At 53.1% G+C, this 18084-nt stretch carries 15 protein-coding genes and 1 tRNA gene; 5 read left to right on the top strand and 11 right to left on the bottom strand.

The annotated features are described in order from the left end of the window. The first annotated feature begins 28 nt into the window (after positions 1-28). Complete coding sequence (locus NB069_RS01635) at positions 29-604, top strand: transcriptional regulator (RefSeq protein ID WP_250587209.1); 576 nt, start codon at positions 29-31, stop codon at positions 602-604. On the opposite strand, the gene NB069_RS01630 is transcribed toward NB069_RS01635, so the two are convergent. Then, complete coding sequence (locus NB069_RS01630; protein WP_250587207.1) at positions 601-1191, bottom strand: LysE family translocator; 591 nt, start codon at positions 1189-1191, stop codon at positions 601-603. The two genes, NB069_RS01635 and NB069_RS01630, sit on opposite strands and share 4 nt — an antisense overlap. 37 nt (positions 1192-1228) lie before the next feature. After that, positions 1229-2071 carry an AraC family transcriptional regulator gene (locus tag NB069_RS01625; RefSeq protein WP_250587205.1) on the bottom strand — a complete coding sequence of 281 codons (843 nt, stop codon included), beginning with the start codon at positions 2069-2071 and terminating at the stop codon, positions 1229-1231. 171 nt (positions 2072-2242) lie between these two features. Here NB069_RS01625 and NB069_RS01620 point away from each other — a divergent pair. Next, positions 2243-2318 (top strand) — tRNA-Phe (locus NB069_RS01620). 90 nt (positions 2319-2408) lie between these two features. On the opposite strand, the gene NB069_RS01615 is transcribed toward NB069_RS01620, so the two are convergent. Continuing rightward, positions 2409-4460 (bottom strand): RNA-binding domain-containing protein, encoded by a 2052-nt coding sequence (locus NB069_RS01615; RefSeq protein ID WP_250587203.1) that lies wholly within the window; start codon positions 4458-4460, stop codon positions 2409-2411. 170 nt (positions 4461-4630) lie between these two features. On the opposite strand from NB069_RS01615, the gene NB069_RS01610 reads away from it, so the two are divergent. After that, positions 4631-5221, top strand: a complete 591-nt coding sequence (locus NB069_RS01610) for a hypothetical protein (RefSeq protein ID WP_250587201.1) — start codon at positions 4631-4633, stop codon at positions 5219-5221. Positions 5222-5890: 669 nt separating this feature from the next. On the opposite strand, the gene NB069_RS01600 is transcribed toward NB069_RS01610, so the two are convergent. Next, complete coding sequence (locus NB069_RS01600) at positions 5891-7315, bottom strand: DUF4832 domain-containing protein (RefSeq protein ID WP_434543599.1); 1425 nt, start codon at positions 7313-7315, stop codon at positions 5891-5893. 229 nt (positions 7316-7544) lie between these two features. Between NB069_RS01600 and NB069_RS01595 the strand changes: the two genes are divergently transcribed. Together NB069_RS01595 and galE are read left to right on the top strand one after the other, a co-directional pair. Then, complete coding sequence (locus NB069_RS01595; RefSeq protein ID WP_250587199.1) at positions 7545-8471, top strand: glucosamine inositolphosphorylceramide transferase family protein; 927 nt, start codon at positions 7545-7547, stop codon at positions 8469-8471. A gap of 122 nt (positions 8472-8593) precedes the next feature. Continuing rightward, entirely contained in the window at positions 8594-9610 is a 1017-nt protein-coding gene (gene galE, locus NB069_RS01590; protein ID WP_250587197.1) for a UDP-glucose 4-epimerase GalE, read from the top strand. 40 nt (positions 9611-9650) lie between these two features. Here galE and NB069_RS01585 read toward each other — a convergent pair whose 3' ends face one another. From NB069_RS01585 to NB069_RS01555, 7 genes are read right to left on the bottom strand one after another with little or no spacing between them, the layout of a single operon-like run. Further along, entirely contained in the window at positions 9651-10058 is a 408-nt protein-coding gene (locus tag NB069_RS01585) for a hypothetical protein (RefSeq protein ID WP_250587195.1), read from the bottom strand. A gap of 2 nt (positions 10059-10060) precedes the next feature. Further along, on the bottom strand, positions 10061-11173 hold the full coding sequence (locus tag NB069_RS01580) for a glycosyltransferase family 4 protein (RefSeq protein ID WP_250587193.1): 1113 nt from the start codon (positions 11171-11173) through the stop codon (positions 10061-10063). A gap of 1 nt (position 11174) precedes the next feature. Then, positions 11175-12386: a glycosyltransferase family 4 protein gene (locus NB069_RS01575; protein WP_250587191.1), complete on the bottom strand. Its 1212-nt coding sequence runs from the start codon at positions 12384-12386 to the stop codon at positions 11175-11177. Then, a complete protein-coding gene (locus NB069_RS01570; RefSeq protein WP_250587189.1) occupies positions 12386-13384 on the bottom strand; it encodes a glycosyltransferase in 999 nt (332 codons plus the stop codon). The genes NB069_RS01575 and NB069_RS01570 overlap by 1 nt, the downstream gene beginning before the upstream one ends. Continuing rightward, positions 13381-14757 (bottom strand): capsular biosynthesis protein, encoded by a 1377-nt coding sequence (locus NB069_RS01565; protein WP_250587187.1) that lies wholly within the window; start codon positions 14755-14757, stop codon positions 13381-13383. The genes NB069_RS01570 and NB069_RS01565 overlap by 4 nt, the downstream gene beginning before the upstream one ends. Then, positions 14754-15965: a lipopolysaccharide biosynthesis protein gene (locus tag NB069_RS01560; RefSeq protein ID WP_250587185.1), complete on the bottom strand. Its 1212-nt coding sequence runs from the start codon at positions 15963-15965 to the stop codon at positions 14754-14756. Before NB069_RS01560 ends, NB069_RS01565 begins: the two co-directional genes overlap by 4 nt. After that, on the bottom strand, positions 15962-18082 hold the full coding sequence (locus NB069_RS01555; protein WP_250587183.1) for a GumC family protein: 2121 nt from the start codon (positions 18080-18082) through the stop codon (positions 15962-15964). The genes NB069_RS01560 and NB069_RS01555 overlap by 4 nt, the downstream gene beginning before the upstream one ends. Positions 18083-18084: the final 2 nt, after the last annotated feature.

Genomic DNA, 18084 nt, shown 5'->3' with positions numbered 1-18084 from the left:
AAGTACGAAAGTAACGGAGGAGAAAACCGTGCAACGTGAAGATGTTCTGGGCGCAACCCTGCAATTGCTTGAAATTCAAGGGATAGCCAGCACCTCGCTGGAAATGGTCGCTGAACGCATCAATTATCCTCTGGATGAACTCCGCCGTTTCTGGCCCGATAAAGAGGCCCTGCTGTACGATGCCCTGCGCTACCTCAGCCAGCAGGTGGATAGCTGGCGCAGGCAGCTGATGCTGAACCCGGAGCTCTCGGCAGAGCAAAAATTAATGGCGCGCTACTCCGCCCTTACCGACTGCGTGCGTAATCACCGCTATCCGGGCTGCCTGTTTATAGCCGCCTGTACCTTTTTCCCGGATCCGGGTCACCCGATCCATCAGCTTGCCGACCAGCAAAAACGTGCTTCGCACGATTTTACCCATGAGCTGCTGACCACGCTCGAAGTGGACGATCCGGCGATGGTGGCAAAGCAGATGGATCTGATCCTGGAGGGTTGCCTCAGCCGGATGCTGGTGAACCGCAGCCAGGCCGATGTCGATACCGCCCAGCGTCTGGCGGAGGACATTCTGCACTTCGCGCAATGTCGCAAAGGGGGAGCGCTAACTTAGGCCAGCATTCCCGCCCACGCTGAAATAAAGAGGCACAGCGCCATCAGGCGCTGAAAGCGCACCATTGCCGCAGTGGTGCGAAACAGCCTGTTCACCGCCTTTCCCAGCCATGCCCAGCACAGCAGGCAGGCCACCGAGATCAATAAAAACCAGAGCGCCATCAGCGCGACATCCCGTAACGCATGCGTCCCTGCAGGGGCAAACAGGCTGACAACCGCCAGCGCCATCATCCAGGTTTTGGGATTAATGACCTGCAAGAGTGCCGCCGCGCGCGCGGTAAAACGGGTGTGCGTTTGGCCAGACAGGTTTGCGGCCGGTGCGCAAAATAGCTGCCAGCTCATCCAGCTTAACCACAGCACCCCGGCCCAGCTCATCACCTGACGCACCAGCGGATACTGGTGCAGCAGCTCACCCGCTCCGGCACCCGAAACCAGCACAATAGCACTGGCTGCCGCGCAGGCGCTCATCAGCGCGGGCAGGGTTGCCTTCACGCCGTAGTGCTGGCTGTTAGAGAGAATCAGAATATTGGTGGGGCCTGGCGTTATCGAGGCGACAAAAGCAAACAGCAGAAACGGCATCAGATTCACAGGTGGCTCCTTTTTTATAAGAGCCCTGACATTGCCGCTATTTTATGGAAACGTCTGGAAGGTTTGTGCACAACCGTCGGTAGTGGGCAGGCGTAATGCGATAGGCCCGCTGGAACCAGCGTCCTAAATGGCTTTGATCGGCAAACCCCAGCGCAGCCGCCACATCGACAGGCTGATCCCCACGGGCCAGAAACTGCCGTGCTTTTGCCAGCCTCAGTTGAATGAGCCAGGCGTGGGGCGCCAGGTGAAACTCGCGCTTGAAGCAGCGGGTGAGCGTGAAGCGATCGGTCCCGGTCTCGCGGGCCAGATCGGAAAGACCAATATTGTCGCCCAGATGGGCATAAAGATAGTCCCGCGCCCGGTGCGCCACCGCCGCGCTCTGCAGTTGCGAGGGACCTTTTTTGCGCCAGTGGCAATGTGACGTAAGCTGGGCCAGCAGATTATCCATTGTACCTTGCTGCACGATCTTCATCTCGTCATTGTGCAGCGCGGCAAAGGTGTCGCCAATAGTACGCACCAGCTGCGGCTCGCGGGTCAGGGTTTGCGTGAAATGCAGGGAATAATGACCAGGGGTGGATTCATACAGGCCATGCAGAGTGTCGGTCAGCCAGCGCTCGTCCAGGTAGAACGTCAGATAGGTGAAGCCGCCTGCAACGGGCGCGTCGCCGTCGTGGATCTCGCCCGGTTCAAGCAGAAACGCATCGCCCGGGTGGCTACGATGGCGTTCGCGACGGCAATGGAACTGCTGGGTACCGCTGAGTGTGATGCCGACCAGATAGCTGTCGTGCCAGTGCGGATCGTAGGCGTGCCCTTCAAAGTGCGCCTTGATCGTTTCAATTCCCGTATCCGCATGCTGCCGCAGTTCAAGCCAGTCGTTCACTGTCGCTCCTCTTTTTCGCTATCAGCATTGCCCGGGATGACCTTTCTGTCTGGAAGATTTGTGCAAAATCGCCGGGCAAACCGACAGATTGCCGCAATCTTAAGCAGTTGAACAGGGTTTGCCGAAATAAGGTTGACGACCGTACGTGATTACGGTTTAATGCGCCTCGTTGCCCGGATAGCTCAGTCGGTAGAGCAGGGGATTGAAAATCCCCGTGTCCTTGGTTCGATTCCGAGTCCGGGCACCACTATTTAAAGAACCCGCCCAAAAGGCGGGTTTTTGCTTTTGGAGAATGGACATCGGGATTCCCCGTCTCTTGTTTAGTTTTAGCAAATATTCAAACTGCGCTATATCCCTGTTTAGGGTCATTCTTATACTGCGGAAACGCCAGCTTCAGTTCCCCTAGCTCCACCAGTGGTTTTAAGTACTGCTGACGCAACGCATTAGGGTTACGACTAAGGATCTGCCCCAGCGCAGCAACGGAAATATACTGTCCCTGACACACATTCAGGATCACACTCTTCATCAGCTCTTTATTCCCCAGACGCAGCCTTTCACGCGGAACCGCAGCTAAAGCAAACAACGAATCCCGGAAAGCCTCGGTGAGATTGTCAACATCATCAATATAGGGTTGATCGATAAAGCGGTTAAGCAAACGTCCATATTCATCCCGGGATGAGGGTTGTTCATCCCCGGCGTTATATGTGGAGCTTTCCTCATTATGTGTGGAGTTCCTTTCGTTATGTGTGGACCTCTGCTCGTTATATGTGGAGTTCCCCTCGTTATGTGTGGACCTCTGCTCGTTATATGCGGAGTTACCCTCGTTATGAGTAGAACTCACAACCGCCCCTAACGAGAAAACCTCATCCGGCGTCATGACCGATACGCCGGGCAAGGTGTAATATTTACTCTTTTGTTCACCGCCTGCGGCCAGAAAACCTTTACTTTCCAGTCGGGGAAGCGTCAGCGTGACTTCGCGGGAGTGTCGTGTTGTTAACTGGCAGGCTCGTTCATGGTTAACCCAGCCTTCAATCGCCGCCGTTGCAACAATCACCTGTTCAAAATCATCAAGCAGATCGAAGGCCTCGCGAAATCGTTGATGCAGGTCATCCAGAACATGCTGTGGAATCAGGCTAGCGGTGGAAAGCTCTAATAGCGTCTGCGCAGGAAATGTTTTTTCCCAAAGTTTAGGGGTGCGCCAGTTAGCCGATTTCCAGCCGCTGAAAATCTTAGGCATCCCTGAACCAGCTTTCTCGCCCAGACCAATCAGCAAGAACATCTGGTGTAGCAACCTGTTGCGGCAATCACTAACTCCGCCTGCAATTACATCCTCCAACGGCAGGCGCATCAAGCCGGGATTGCGAAAGCCAAACATATCAGGACGTTTGACGATCAAAATAGAAACCCGGTCGGTAAAATCAGCATGGACCAGCGTGTTGACCAGCGCTTCACGCAGTGCGATATGTACTGGCGTATCCGTTCTACGCAGCCCCTCTTCAAGCATAAAGGGGACTTTCAGATCGGCGACCAGCTTTTGATATACCTTGCGATAAAAATCAAACAGGTTTCCTGACCATGTACCGTCCGGACATACCCGATCCACCCAACGCAGCTCCGTTTTAGCTTCGGGGCGTTCCTGGTAATCCACCATGTAGTTAGGCGCTGCGGCAATAATCGCATCCCATTTACCAAACATGAGGATGCCAGCCAGCGTGATGCCCTCTTTTCCGGTTTCCCTGTCTTTACGCCATCCACCAACCACTTTAAATAGTTCAAACGGCTCACAGGCCAGATAAGGATGCTGCGGGTTATTTGCTGATAGCAGATTGCGATAGACTTTCAGGCTGTCCAGATCGATATCGTCCTGAAAGGTATAGTGCTCGGATAGCACTTCATTATCGCGGCTGTCGTGGATCTGCTCTGCAAGCATCCTCTTGACGGTCATATCATCACAAAGGCGATCGCCTTCGTGCAGGCGTAGATAGGTGTTACCAAATGGGGACTTTTTCAGGTGAACCGGCTTTTGTTTGCGCATCGCCTGTGGAATATGGATCGCCAGAACATCCGTTCCCTGCAAAGAGACCTGTTGCACATCGTTTTCTGATCTCAGCACATTCGCACTGACCCGATCGCGATCGTTTAACTGATTAAACAGATCGGTCTTAATCTTTTCGGGCTCAGTAATACCCACTGGTGTAAATTTTCCAGACTGTTCTTTTACACCGAGAACGACCCAACCGCCCCGACCATTCGCCATTGCGGAATAGGTGGGCCAGAAGTCTTTCGGTAACTCGCCTTTGCCATCTTTCCCCCCTGCCAGCTTGAACTCTACCTGTTCCGACTCGATAAGAGTTTGCAGATCAATAATGTCTTTTATTTGCAAAGGCATAGCGGTTACTCTGGCTGAAAAATGTTCGGCTATATCATATCGCATCTGCTGATTATCCGATAGCCAGGCTGTGTTAACATAACGTGACTACGGACTCAATAGCCGTAGCACTTAAATTATACGACAGGTCCTGAACAGCATTTGATATTTAATATATACATGGAGGTTATATGGGTGAGCTTATTAATACATTGTTGTCATTAATTTCATCTAACTTTTTTAACAAAAAATCAGAAAACGAAGCGCTAGAGAAATTTCTATTTATATTTTCTCAGCCAAACCACGATCCCCGGCTTGTCGAATATTATTTTGCTCTTGCAACACGACACCGTTATTCCAAATATCATGAAATTCTTTTAATGATGAATACCCGCTATCCATTAGCCACCATCTGGATGTACAAAAGCATTAATCGCATCCAGTCAGTTGTGCTATTTAGGGATGATGGGATGGCTGAGATAACATCTCAGACTGGATGGGGGGCAAAATTTTCGTTACTGGTTATTGATATATTTTTTGTTACTACATTTTTACTTTGCACTATGTGGGGAACAAACGCTATAAGCTTGATATATAAAGCTCTTAGTCATTCTGAGTTAACGTTTTTCATGTTGTGTAAGGCTATCGGTTCAGGTATTGGTGCCGTGCTTTCTTTCCTATTGCTGTCAGTGACCGCTTACGGTTGGTGGGAAATCATCAACGCTCGCCTATTTGTTAACTACTATAATTTACACAGAAGTAATACTACTGGAAAAAACTGATTTTCATTCGGCTTATCTCCTTATCTCAGTTATGCCAGCATCGCAATTGGATAAATGCTGGCATAAATTATACTGGTGTGTGAAAAATGGCCTTAACTGCGCAAACAGAATAGGGTGGACACTGGTTTCCAGCCACAAGTGCATGGGTGACTCCAGCTCTGTCAGCATATCGACCTAAGGGGAATCAAAGCAGGGGGATCAGTAGACAGTTTTCAATGTAATTAAAGTGAGCCATGATGTTTGGTTATCTCAACTGCTTCATGGCGACATCTAAAAAACCATTAAAATATCATTATGATTTATATGGTAATAAATCATTACACCGAGCATTATCTCAAAAGCATCTAATCCGACATATCAACTTAAAGCTCAATGCAGGGGTAACGAATTAACCCCCTACGAGTGAGGTGAGTATGTTTTCACACCGGTATATATGGAATCCACACATAACGAAGCCCCCCTACCATTAAACACCGATTTTTCGTGACAACCATCACAAAACTAAAGCACTTTTTTACGGGGTCTTCGTGGGGGCGCTATTTACAAGAAATACCAACAAAAATAATGACAAACAGCATGTTAGTCGTAGATATGATTCCGAGTCCGGCACCACTATTTAAAGAACCCGCCCAAAAGGCGGGTTTTTGCTTTTGGAGAATCCACTCCCCCTCACTCAATCACCACCGACGACAACCGGTACCACCCATCACTCAACTTCCCCTCGTTAGCGAGCTGTATGCGCGCCTTACCGGTGTTATCCACCAGCGCCAAATCAAGATAATAGCGCCCTGACGCCAGGTTACCCGGGGTTGCCAGCTGATAAGCCGAGCTGTGCCCGCCCGGTAGCCACTGGCGGATATCGTCCCCGGCGTTGCCCTGCGCGACCGTATTCCCGCGCGTGTCCTGCAGTCGCCAGGCAAGGGTATAACGCAGATAAATTGGTGCCACGCCGTCATTCGACCATTGGCTGGTGAGCGACACGGCCTGCCCCGCACGCGCGCTCACCGGATGGGTCAGCGACACCACCCGGAAGCGATAGCCTATTTTTGTCAGCGCCTTGTCGACGATATCGCGATAGACCTTCGGTATCTCGGTGGATTTAATATTCAGGGTGCTGGCATGCTGCGCCAGCGCCCAGTCAAAGGTCGCCTGCACCTCTTCCCGCGTGTACTTTTGCTCGGTCAGCCATTCCGCCATATGGCCGCAGATCTCAAGGCTGATGGGTGCCTTTTTCCAGGCGTTGTTGAACCCCGGCCAGGCCGCCTGCGCCGTCGTGAGCCGCTCCGGGTAATCATTGGCCATATGGCTCCAGGTGGGGCTGAAGTTGCGCCAGTCCCCCCAGCAGTCCGCACGCCAGCCCGCCCCTTTTTTCACTGCATATGCGACGGAATCATAGCCGTTAAGCAGCATGATCTTAGGCGTGTCGGGGAAGGCGCTGAAATGCATATCAACGTAACGGTTGAGCAGCGCGGGGGGATAGCGCTCCTGCAAAGGCGGCAGGTTCGGGAAGTTGCTGTTATGCCACTCTCCCCAGGCCCCGACCATTCCGATGTCGATAAACGCCAGCTCCGGGTTATTGTTGTACCGCGCGCCAAACGCCTGCAAAAGCCGCCGGGCGTAAGCGATATAGGTGGGATCGTCCAGATCGGGGGCAAAGGTTTTATGATCCGGCGTCCAGGTGCCTTTAATCCCTTTGTCGATCAGCCACTGGGGGATCTCTGAGCCCGACTCCGGCCCATCGAGGATCATAAAGCGCAGGCCGACGTTCATGGGCGGTTGATGTGCCGCCGCCGCCGCAAATCCCTCATCCACCAGCGCAAAATTGTACTGCCCTTCTCGCGGTTCAACCTCGCTCCAGTAATAGCGACGATATTCGAGGCCTGTCGCCGGATAATCCGCCAGGTTCAAGTCCTGATCGTGAAAACGGGCCACGCCGTTACCAGGGTTTGCCAGGGGGCCGCTGATAGCGGGTGGATGCACCGTCTGCAAGGCTTCTGCACTTTCCGCACAGGCCCAACCCGAAGAGAACATCAGCGCCCCGGCGATAAGAAGCATCAATGGATTTATACTGCCCGGCAGAACGTTTAAGCGCATTGAATACCCTTCTTCCCAAAACCCGACGCCAACAGATGACATTTTATTTCACAGGATATATCCCGGAACTCACCCGATATGACTATTTCTATTTACAAACGCTGCACTAAGGTTGATATGTTACTGCGCAGGAAAAGTGAGTGTCACGATTCATCTATCATACCTCTGGGCCAACAGACACCGCTTATTTCTGGATTTATTCATCTTTACTCATGAGTAGCAGGGTGAAATGTTTAATAAAAATAACAAATTAATCAAAAAGCTGTTTTTCCATGAGTCCTGGGACATCATGGTCATTAATAGCCACGGCAAGCATGTTTTTCCGGATAACACGCTGGATATTCTGTGTAACGCAAAAGCACGGCAGCTTGATAAAAAATATATCTTCCAGGCCGATCCTTTTATTATAGATAAAGGTGACCGACTGTATGTTTTTTATGAAGCTTTCTCCTTCCTTAACGCTAAGGGCGTACTGCGCTGTCGTATTCTTAATAACGATCTTGAGGAAACGGACGACGTTAAGCTTGAAGGGTTTGATGACTTAAAATGCCATCTCTCTTTTCCGTTCCTGTTTGAACTCGACGGCAAACTGTTCATGATCCCCGAGTCATCAGAGAGAAAAGAGGTCATTCTGTTCCAGTCCGTTGATTTCCCTGCGCGCTGGGAAAAGGTCAAAGTGCTGGTCTCAGACCTGGCCGTGACGGATAACGTGGTCTTTGAGCTGAACGGCGTGAATTACCTGGTCTCCACCACCATGGATAACGAGCTGGTGATCCACACCTCAGAGGGCATTCTCGGCGACTGGAAGCAAATCTCCCCGGCCCTGGATATCTGTAATATTCATGCCAGAGGCGCCGGCAAGCCCTACTCGATCAACGATAAAACCTACCTCTTTACCCAGGAGTGCAATCCTGGCTTTTACGGTAAGTCTATCTTCATCAAAGAATTAACCAGCCTGACGCCGCATAAATATGAAGAGAAACTGGTAGGCAAAATAAGTTCGTCGATTAATAACAGTGACGGAATCCACACGTTAAATTTCACCGATAACTATATTGTCTATGATACAAAACACCTGACCTTCAGCCTTCTTTCCACCCTTAAAAAGCTGGCATATAAAGTTATGGTTAATCACCGGAAGCGTCTTTTTAGCTAAAGTGACAATATGGGGAATTAGCACTAACCTAACCAGAGTAACAGGATAAAAAACTGCAAAAGAGCGATTATTTTCCGCCACCTTAGTGGGCGGACAGATGCGGGCTTTTTAGGGGATTTATTATGGCAATTCTGGTTACGGGCGGTGCAGGCTATATTGGTTCTCACACGGTACTGACATTACTGGAGCGCGGAGAAGACGTTGTTGTCATTGATAATCTCTCTAATGCTTCGCAGGAGTCGTTAATCCGGGTTGCAGAATTAACGGGAAAACAGCCCGTGGTTCACATCGCGGATATTCTCGATCGCGACGCCCTAAAAACGCTGTTCACTCAGCATACCATTACCGACGTCATCCACTTCGCTGGCCTTAAATCTGTTTCCGAATCCATCGCCCGGCCTCTCGCCTATTATGAAAATAATGTGGTCGGGACGATGGTGCTTCTGGATGAAATGCAGCGGGCGGGCGTGACCAGCCTTATTTTCAGCTCGTCGGCCACAGTGTATGGCAATCCCGACGCCGTGCCCCTGAGCGAAAAGTCCCGCACCGGCGGTACAACCAACCCGTACGGTACCTCCAAGCTGATGGTGGAGCAGATTTTGCGGGATTTCTCGGCCGCACAACCGCAATTCAGGATCGCCTGTCTGCGCTATTTTAATCCGGTAGGCGCGCACCCTTCCGGGCGCCTGGGGGAAGATCCGAACGGTATTCCCAATAATCTCGTGCCTTATATTTCTCAGGTTGCTATTGGCAAACTGGCGTGCCTGACCGTCTTTGGCGATGACTATCCGACGCCAGACGGAACCGGCATTCGGGATTACATTCATGTCATGGATCTGGCCTGTGGCCATCTGGCTGCGCTGGATCATAAAGACGAAGGCGAGGCGTTTAAGGTCATCAATCTTGGAACCGGCGTCGGGTATTCGGTGATTGACCTGATTAAGGCATTCGAAAAAGCCGCCCAGACCAGAATCAACTATCGCATCGTCGGCAGGCGTTCCGGCGACGTGGCAGAGTGCTGGTCGGATTCGTCGCTGGCGCGCCAGCAGCTGGGATGGCAGGCCACGCGCAGCCTGGATGAGATGATGCGTGACGCCTGGAACTGGCAGAAGAACAATCCCGGAGGGTATAACGCCTGACGTTCAGCAACGCAAACAGGTGCCATCAGGCACCTGCGCTTTACTGGTATTTCAGGTTAAGCCACCAGTCCCAAATCCCGACGTGGAAGTTCTGGAAGACGTCTATCCCCAGCGCCGATTTGATCATATAGAGCGTCAGCAGCACGCAACACAGCAGGAACAGCGTGGCAAACAGAATGAGGAAGGTCACCACGATACGTGAGAGTTTTGACTCCGGGCGGGAACGCGCGCGGAGATCCCGTCCCAGTAAAAACACCATATAGAGGCGTTTGCCAAAGAAAGGAAAACTTTTACGGAAATCGATCCGGTGCCGCGACGCCAGGGTAATCGAAACGATAGCATCCTCGATCTCCTCTTTTTGCTCAGGGGTCAGTTGAGCGGCAACGTTCTTATCAAGCACTTCGTAAAAACGATCGATAACTATCGGGTTTCTGGGCTTACTGGTCAATTTTAACCTATTGTTTTATCTAATTTATGGTAGACAGAGACGGTTTTCCTGGCGATTTCGTCCCAGTTGTAACGCTTCAGAAAATCACCGTAATCCACGCGCGGCAAATTCGCCTGGCTTGCCATCTTTTGCGCTAAATCCGCGATATTCCCCAGCTTAAAGCTGGTCTCATCCGGCAGGCCGACCTCGAGATTGGGCAGAATATCGCTTACCACCACCGGCAGGGAATAGGACATCGCCTCCAGCAGCGCAATGGGTAGCCCCTCATGGTACGACGGCATCACAAAGAGTGAAGCCTGAGAGAAGACCACCTGCAACTCCTCACCTTTTAAAAACCCCGTCATCACCACGCCCGGCGTCTCAAACGCGAGCTGCTTCAGACGCAAACTGTATTCCGAGGGGTGATCCGAATCCCCCACCAGCACCAGCGGCAACGTCAGGCCCGATTGTTGATACGCGGCGATGGCGTCATGCATCCCCTTCTCTTCAACAAATCGCCCGACCAGCACAATATAGCCCCCAGGCTGCAAATCATACCGGCCGAGGATCTTATCGACCGTCTCTTTCTCCAGCGGTTTTGGCACGTTCACGCCGTTATAAATCAGATGCGCATCATAGCGGTAGTATTTCTGCTGGATCAGCTGGTTGATCACCTCAGAAATCACAATCACTTCACTGGCATACTTCACCGCCACTTTCTCACCGAGCATCAGGATTTTTTTCGCCATCTTGCCCCACTTCTGGCGATCGTAGTCCGGCCCGTGATGGGTAAAGACCACGCGTTTGCCCAGCAGGCGTAACAGCGGCACCACAAGGCCGGGGCCGATGGCGTGAACATGAACAATATCGGATCGATCGAAAAATGTCCTCAACGCGGCAATAACAGAGTGCACAATGGCCTCAAAACTGCGTTTTTTGGGGGCCCACAGCGCCAGCGTCTCGACGTTTTTGTAGCGCGAGCGCCGGTAGGGTACGTAGGGTGACCGGGCAATAACGCAAATATCCACGTCATACTGCTGGCGAATAGCCGGGTAGAGATTCTGACAATGGGTTTCGACGCCGCCCAGCACATCGGGGATCCCGCGGGTACCCAACACCGTGATTTTTTTTGCCATGTTACCGTCCGTCGAGCAGCTCGCGGTACAGCGACTGCAACGTTTCCATATGCTTGCGCAGTGAGTATTTCTGGCAAAGCCGCTCACGGCCTTTCAGCCCCATCTCCCGGGCCTGCTGTGGGTTTTCCGCTATCACGTCCAGCGCATCGGCCAGATCCTGCGCGTTGCCAGGTTCAAACAGCAATCCTTCCACACCCTGTCGAATCTGCTCCGGGATCCCGCCAATACGGGCCCCCACCACCGGCCGGGCAAACGACATCGCCTCCAGCACCGCCATCGAGCAGTTCTCATAACATTCTGAGGGCAACACCACCGCCCGGGCGTTTTTAATCAGCGCATCCAGATCCGGGCCCTGCTGCACATAGCCCAGGAACTCCGCCTCGGGAAAGGTCTTCACCATATCGTCATGCAGCGGCCCGTGGCCGACCACTTTTAACGGCATTTTGTTGCGCATAAGCTGATGCGCCCGGGTCAGGGTCGGCACCCCTTTTTCACGGCTCAGGCGCCCGACGTAGAGCAGATAGGACTCATCCGGGCTCTCTTGCGGCTGCTGGCCGTCGTCGATGCCGTTCACAATCACCTCGATACGGGAGTCCGGCAGCGAGCGTTTCAGCTCGTTACGCAGAAACTCGCTCGGGGAGACAATCACGTCCAGCGCCTGGTAATTTTGCGCGATGTACTGCCAGGTGGCCTCTAAGGAGAGCAGCAGGCTCTTTGACGCCGAGCCTTCCTGGCAGCGATAGCGAAACGCATTGAACACGGTGCCGGTCACGCAGGCGTCGCACACTTTGCCGTCGCGCAGCATGGAGTAGGACGGGCACATAATTTTATAGTCGTGCGCGGTTAACACCGTCTTACAGCCGAAATCCCGGGCGACCTTGATCAGCGCAGGCGTTAGCTGGTGATAGATATTGTGGAAATGGACGATCTCCGGGCGCGTCTTCTCCAGCAGCGCCCGCATTTTTTTACAGGCTTCCCGGTTGTGAATAAAGTTGATGGCGGTTTTAGCCCCCGCCAGCAGCCCCCCCTCTTTATGGTAATCCACGTTGGTGACAAAGTAGTCCGCATAGTCAGAAGGGAAGTTTTTCTCATGCTGCATCGAGAAATCAATCACCTCCACGCCGGCCTCTTTCAGCATGTTGCGTTCCTGAAAGTAGACCGTTTCCGCTCCTCCTTTAATAAAGAAGAACTTATTTACCAGTAAGACTTTCATTACTCTCCCTGCTCATGAATAACTTTATTGCCCGGTGGCACTCTGGGGTCACGAAGCGGATGAAAGAGACCTTTGACCAGCCCGGCAGAGAGCACCGCCAGATTGATCACGCTGTTGAGGCCGTTTTTTAACGAGCGGTTGCGAATGGTTTTCAACAGGATAAAGGCCAGCAGCGGCAACAGCGCGATATCGATCAGGCTGACGTCGAAGGTAAAGAACGCAATCAGCACGATGAGAATGTAACTGGCGAAGATGACTTCGTTTTTCACCAGCATCAGCGCGTCGCGGAACCAGGGTTTGCCCCACGCGCTGCGCAGCAGTTCTCCCGGCGCCTGATGGAAACCGCTCTTCCAGCGATAGCGCAGCATTTTGAAGGTCGGCATCGTGTAGGAGGTGTGCCGGAAATAGGGCACATTCAGGCGATGCAGTTTGTAACCTGCGGTCAGCAGGCGAATACCCAGTTCCGCCTCCTCATAGGCATGCAGGCTGCGGTTGGTTAAGTAGCCGATATCGGCAATTGCCGACAGGCGGTACAGACCGCCGCCGCCGAGATGATCGCAGTCGCCCAGGGGGTAGATTTTATTGATCCGCTGCTTGCGGGAGGTGAATTCATAGTTTGACGCGTCGTCCATCTCCACCGTCCCGGCCACGCCAGCGTACCCGGGATTTTTCTGCAGAAACGCCACCGCCCGATCGATGAACCCCGGCTCCAGCTCCATATCGCCATCCATGAGCAGGATGAACTCACCTTCGCTGTGAAGGTAGCCCAGCTGATGCCCGACGCCGCAGCAGCGGTCTGCCGGTTCGGTTAACGACACCACCATCACCCCTTTATCGCTGGCCAACTGCTGGGTGTTATCCGTAGAAAGACTGTCGGCAACGATAATTTTATGCGGATAGTCAGCAATCTGGCTGCGAATACTGTCGATGGTTTTCTCTATACACTCGGCTTCGTTAAACGTTTTAATACTTACGGTAATAAAGGGTTTGTACATCAATAGAGCCCCGTATAACGGCGTACGGTCCGGCGAATGATCAAGCTGGAACCTAAAGATAGATAGAATAAGAATTGCAGCATTGGCACGATCATCAGTATCTGGCTGTAAGGCAGACTGAGCAGACAGGCGATTGAAAAAACGTTAAAGGCTGGCGCAGAGCTCAGTAGCCGGAGATCCTGTTCATCAACCTGCTCAACCGATAGCAGAGGTTCGGGCTGAACCACTTTCAGAATATAAACAAACAGCCCAATAAAGATGACGGTTCCCACCACGCCCACTTCCCACAGCAGCATACTCATGGCGGTACTGTCGAGGGTCAGGTTGTAGATCTGATTCAGGAAACCCGGAGAGAGGAAACTGCCGCTGTTGGTGGCGTTCAGCCCGTAGCCAAACAGCGTGCCCGGCAGCCCCGACAGGTCGTTATGCTGTAACCAGAACGTCAGGGTGGTAAAACGCCCTATCTCCCCGCCTGGCAGGATGAAGTTGGGGTCAAAAATGTAGCCCAGTGAGTCAAAGAACACAGCGAAGGGGTTTTCCGACATGTCGATGCCATAGGCGGCGGTATAGCTGTAGGCCAGAATGATGATGGCAAGGCCGATCAGCAGGACCATCGACACCAGAATAGCCAGCAGCACGGCCAGATTCACCTTACTGGCCTCTTTGACCCAGGAGGGCATGAGCCACACCCACCCCAGCAATAGCGGCGACAGCAGGATCACGAATTTCACTTCCCCGATAATGCACATCACAAACCCCAGGGTGATATGCAGCGCCATGTTTTTAAAGCTGATCAGCCCATGCTTATACTCCGAGACTTTCAGCAGCATGATCAGCAGGCAGAACAACCCCATCGCTGCGGTGTTCCCCCCGCCCATCGGGTCGCCCCCGAAGGTCCCCACCACGGAGTCCCACTTCTCCTCTTCGCCATGTAGCGCCACGCGCTGCGGCACCACGAAGATGAGCTGGTAGAGCGCAACCGGGAACTGGAGATAAAAGATCCAGTACAGCCCGCGCGTGACCTGGTAGATCTGCGATTCCCGGCAGAACCCCAGCAGCAGGCAGAGCATCACCAGCGACAGGGCAATCTCATTCTTAAACCCGATAAGCGTGATGAGCGCCCCGCCCTGAAACAGTGTGGATATCCCGGCGAGCAGGATAAAGGAGAGATACAGCGTCAGGACGATGGCTTCCTGCGCATCAAGGCGCACAGGTTCGTAACGGGTCTGCAGCAGGAGAAAAGCCGCCATCAGCATTGTTAAGAAGAAGGGCAGCCACAGCACCGTCAGCTCACCGGTAAAGTACTGCACCAGCCCGCAGAAGATGAGGGTCAGCAGGGTGAACGTCTGTAAGTAATGTCCGGTATTGAGATTCATGATGCCACTGACCCGTTTTTCAGAATGTCGGCGCGCTTATTCACCTTCAGATAGATAAAGGCGTAGCGAATGAACGTCAGAATCGAAAATATGATGATGGAGGTCGCGTAGTCATTGTAGAAGTACGGCACCACGACAAACGCGATCCCCACGATCGCCAGCTGTTCGAGCTGGATCCGCAGGAAGTAACGGTGCGAGCCGAATATCAGCTCTATTACCGTCAGCGGACAGACCGCCAGCGCCGGGAACAGGTACGGCAGCATGTAGCGCGAGGTGGGCACGGAGGCGATCCACTCTTCGCTGAAGCCGAGATTCATCACGATCGGATAGAAGATAAAGACACCCAGCGTGCAGACCACGCCCAGCACCAACAGCAGCAGGCGGACCTTTGTGTACTCTTCGTAGTTAAAGACGTTGTTTCTGAAATCAATCGACCATTTCGAGAAGATGGTGTTGCGCACCGCATTGCCGACAATCACCACCGGGGCCAGGCAGAAGCGGCTGACCACCGAGAAGTAGCCCGCCGTTAAGGCCGAGAACCAGAAGTTAATCAGCATAATCGGCAGGTTGTTATTCGCCATCGCCAGCACTTCGGCACTGCCCACCTTAGTGATGTGGTGAATATTTTTTTGCAGGAACGCCAGGTTGCTGGAGGGCCACAGGTGATGCAGCGCGACGGTGCGAATATCAAATGCCCGCAGGATGCAGGCGCTGGTCAGCGCCATCATCAGGATCGCCCACATCCAGTAAAACGCCATCACCTGGTGGGTGAGCAGTACAGACACCACGACCACCACCGAGACGGAGATGCGTTGAACCACCAGAAAGCGAAAGTTTGCCGTCCGCAGCGACAGGTTCTCCGCTATCAGCACCCAGGTATTCGAGAGCGTAAGCAGATAGAGGAAAAGCATATTCTGATGAAACAGCCAGCCCGTCAGGACGGCATACGGAACGGCGATGGTCAGGCTTTGCAGAAGGCAAAACACCACATTCTGCGCCAGCTCATCATCCTGTTGCCTGGGGATCAGCAGCTGTGAGGCAAAGGTACAGACCTGTGCCCCGATCAGGGCAATACTGTAGTTGAGCGCGTAAAGCCCCACCTCGCCAAGATCGTACTTATGCGAAATGAGCCAGATCGACAGGGCACCAATCAGTTGTGAAATGACTGATGACCCCGCGATCGTGGAGGCGCTCCTGAGCAGACTCATGCCCGGCCCGTGTTATTCATCAGTTCGTGGGTATGGTAATTCAGCGAACGCAGCCCCTCTTTGCTCTCCAGATTTTTATCCACCACCTGATTCAGCACGCCGCCGATAATCACGTTGCGATCGTTGGCCGCCTTCTCGATGGCCGGTCCAACGGTGTCGGCCGCGTTCAGCCCCGCTTTCAGGACAAAGATCAGGCCATCCGTCACCTGACTTACCAGCTGGACTTCCTGGCTCTGATTCACCGCCGCCACATCGACGATAATGCGCTGGTAGCGGCTACGCAGGGAATCGATCAGCGGTTTCAGCCGTTCAGGCGACAGGAGCAGCAGCGCGGAGACCGGCGTATTGCCGCGCGGCAGGAAATCGAGATTTTCGCTCATCTTCACCAGCACGTTTTCGGTCGCGCTGTCGCCGCGCAGCACTTCTGCCACACCCGGCGCCTTCGGAGAGCCCAGCTCGCCCGACAGACCGTCGCTGTTGAAGAAATCCATATCGATAAGCAGCGTTTTCTGGTCAAAGCTAAAGGAGTTTGCCAGCAGATTTGCCAGCAGCGTGCGCCCCTCTCCGCCTTCTGCCGACGTCACGGCAATCACCTGCAGCGGATGGCTGTTCAGCATGATCTGGGTGCGCATGCTGTGAATGATGTCGGCATTCAGCGGATCGCTGAAGATCAGATCGCGGATTTTGCTGCGCCCGCCCACCCCCTTAAAGCGGCGGATCTCACCCAGCGGCAGCAGATTCAGTCGTTTCTGCATCTGGCTGAGGGTATTCACCGATTTGTCCGTCGCCGTTTTCACCATGATGTACATCGTGGTGAACAGCATCACCAGCAGCACAATCATCAGCATCAGCAGCGGTTTATTGGGTTTGGCCGGCAGCGCAGCCGGCACGGCCGGATCGTAAATCTCCGCATCAGCGTCGGAATAAGAACCGGGTAACGCCAGCTCCTGCGTGCGCTGATAGGCCATCTTGTACATCTCTTCCGTCTTATCCAGCGCCAGCTTCAGGTCGTTATAACCATCCCGCTTCATGGACAACTTCTGGAAGTTCGCTTTTTGTTCTTCCAGCTGCTTCTGATAATTTTTTTCGTCTGCCAGTGCCGCCTCGTAGTTCTGGCGTAATCCGGCCTCCTGCTCCCTGAGCGTCATCGCCGTCTGCGCCTGGATCGCGCTGATACGCGCCCGGGCCTGGATCACTTTGTCATACTGTGGCCCGTAGGATTTCTCCAGCTGCGAAAGCTCACTGTTGGCCTGGATCAGGGCGATACGTAAATCCTGGATCTGGGCATGATTTGAAACCGACGGCAGCGAGATGGCTTTTCCTCCGCCGGAACGTATCTCGTTATAGATAGATTCAGCAGCCACCCGACGCTCGGTCGCATTCGCCAGACGGTTGGTGATAATGCCCATCTGTTCCGTCTCAAAGCCATCAACGCCGCGGAAGGTCAACAATCCTTCTTTTGCCAGATAGCCATCCAGAGCGGCCTTTTGCTGCGCCATCTGCTGCTGAAGATCCTGCAGCTTCTGCTGGTTGTCATCCCGCGCCTTCGCCGTTTTTTGCTGCTTCAGAGCCAGGGTGTAGTTGATAAACGACTCGGCGACGCCATTAGCCACCTCTGCCGACAGCTGTGGCGAGGTAGACTCATAGGAGACGGTGGATAAATGGGTGGTGCGCACGTTGCTGATGGTGAGATCTTTCATCAGCGTTTTCAGAGCATGATCCATCCGCTGCTGTTCGTTTTCAGGGGCTGAACCCATCCCCGAGCCCTCGCCGTTAAACGCAGGGTTTTGATCGAGTTTGAGCGTGCGAATGGCTTGCTCAAGCACCACGCGCGACTGCATCAGCGCGGTTTGCGTTTCGTAATACCCGTTACGGGTGGAGTCATAACCTTCCACTCTCTGGAAAGGTGACACATTGTCCGGCTGAGCTTTAATCAGTACCGTGGCAGTGGAAACATACTTCGATGACATCAAACTCATTAGTGGCCAGGCAATCGCCCCGGCAACGATGCCGGAGAGAAGGATTTTCCAGGAGTTCTTTTTAATTTCTCTGGCAAATCTTGCGATATCGATAGCGCTTTCTCGCTTTTTGCCATTTTCCACTATTGATAGTTTCATGG

The organism is Leclercia adecarboxylata, assembly GCF_023639785.1.
GTDB classification, from domain to species: domain Bacteria; phylum Pseudomonadota; class Gammaproteobacteria; order Enterobacterales; family Enterobacteriaceae; genus Enterobacter; species Enterobacter adecarboxylatus_D.
This window is presented reverse-complemented; position numbering and strand designations above follow the sequence as displayed.

What these genes read in the sequence shown, in the direction of transcription:
- NB069_RS01595 (WP_250587199.1), top strand. Translation starts at nt 7,545, where the DNA reads ATGTTTAATAAAAATAACAAATTAATCAAAAAGCTGTTTTTCCATGAG.
- galE (WP_250587197.1), top strand. Translation starts at nt 8,594, where the DNA reads ATGGCAATTCTGGTTACGGGCGGTGCAGGCTATATTGGTTCTCACACG.
- NB069_RS01615 (WP_250587203.1), bottom strand. Translation starts at nt 4,460, where the DNA reads ATGCCTTTGCAAATAAAAGACATTATTGATCTGCAAACTCTTATCGAG.
- NB069_RS01565 (WP_250587187.1), bottom strand. Translation starts at nt 14,757, where the DNA reads ATGAATCTCAATACCGGACATTACTTACAGACGTTCACCCTGCTGACC.
- NB069_RS01575 (WP_250587191.1), bottom strand. Translation starts at nt 12,386, where the DNA reads ATGAAAGTCTTACTGGTAAATAAGTTCTTCTTTATTAAAGGAGGAGCG.
- NB069_RS01610 (WP_250587201.1), top strand. Translation starts at nt 4,631, where the DNA reads ATGGGTGAGCTTATTAATACATTGTTGTCATTAATTTCATCTAACTTT.
- NB069_RS01580 (WP_250587193.1), bottom strand. Translation starts at nt 11,173, where the DNA reads ATGGCAAAAAAAATCACGGTGTTGGGTACCCGCGGGATCCCCGATGTG.
- NB069_RS01555 (WP_250587183.1), bottom strand. Translation starts at nt 18,082, where the DNA reads ATGAAACTATCAATAGTGGAAAATGGCAAAAAGCGAGAAAGCGCTATC.
- NB069_RS01560 (WP_250587185.1), bottom strand. Translation starts at nt 15,965, where the DNA reads ATGAGTCTGCTCAGGAGCGCCTCCACGATCGCGGGGTCATCAGTCATT.
- NB069_RS01600 (WP_434543599.1), bottom strand. Translation starts at nt 7,315, where the DNA reads ATGCGCTTAAACGTTCTGCCGGGCAGTATAAATCCATTGATGCTTCTT.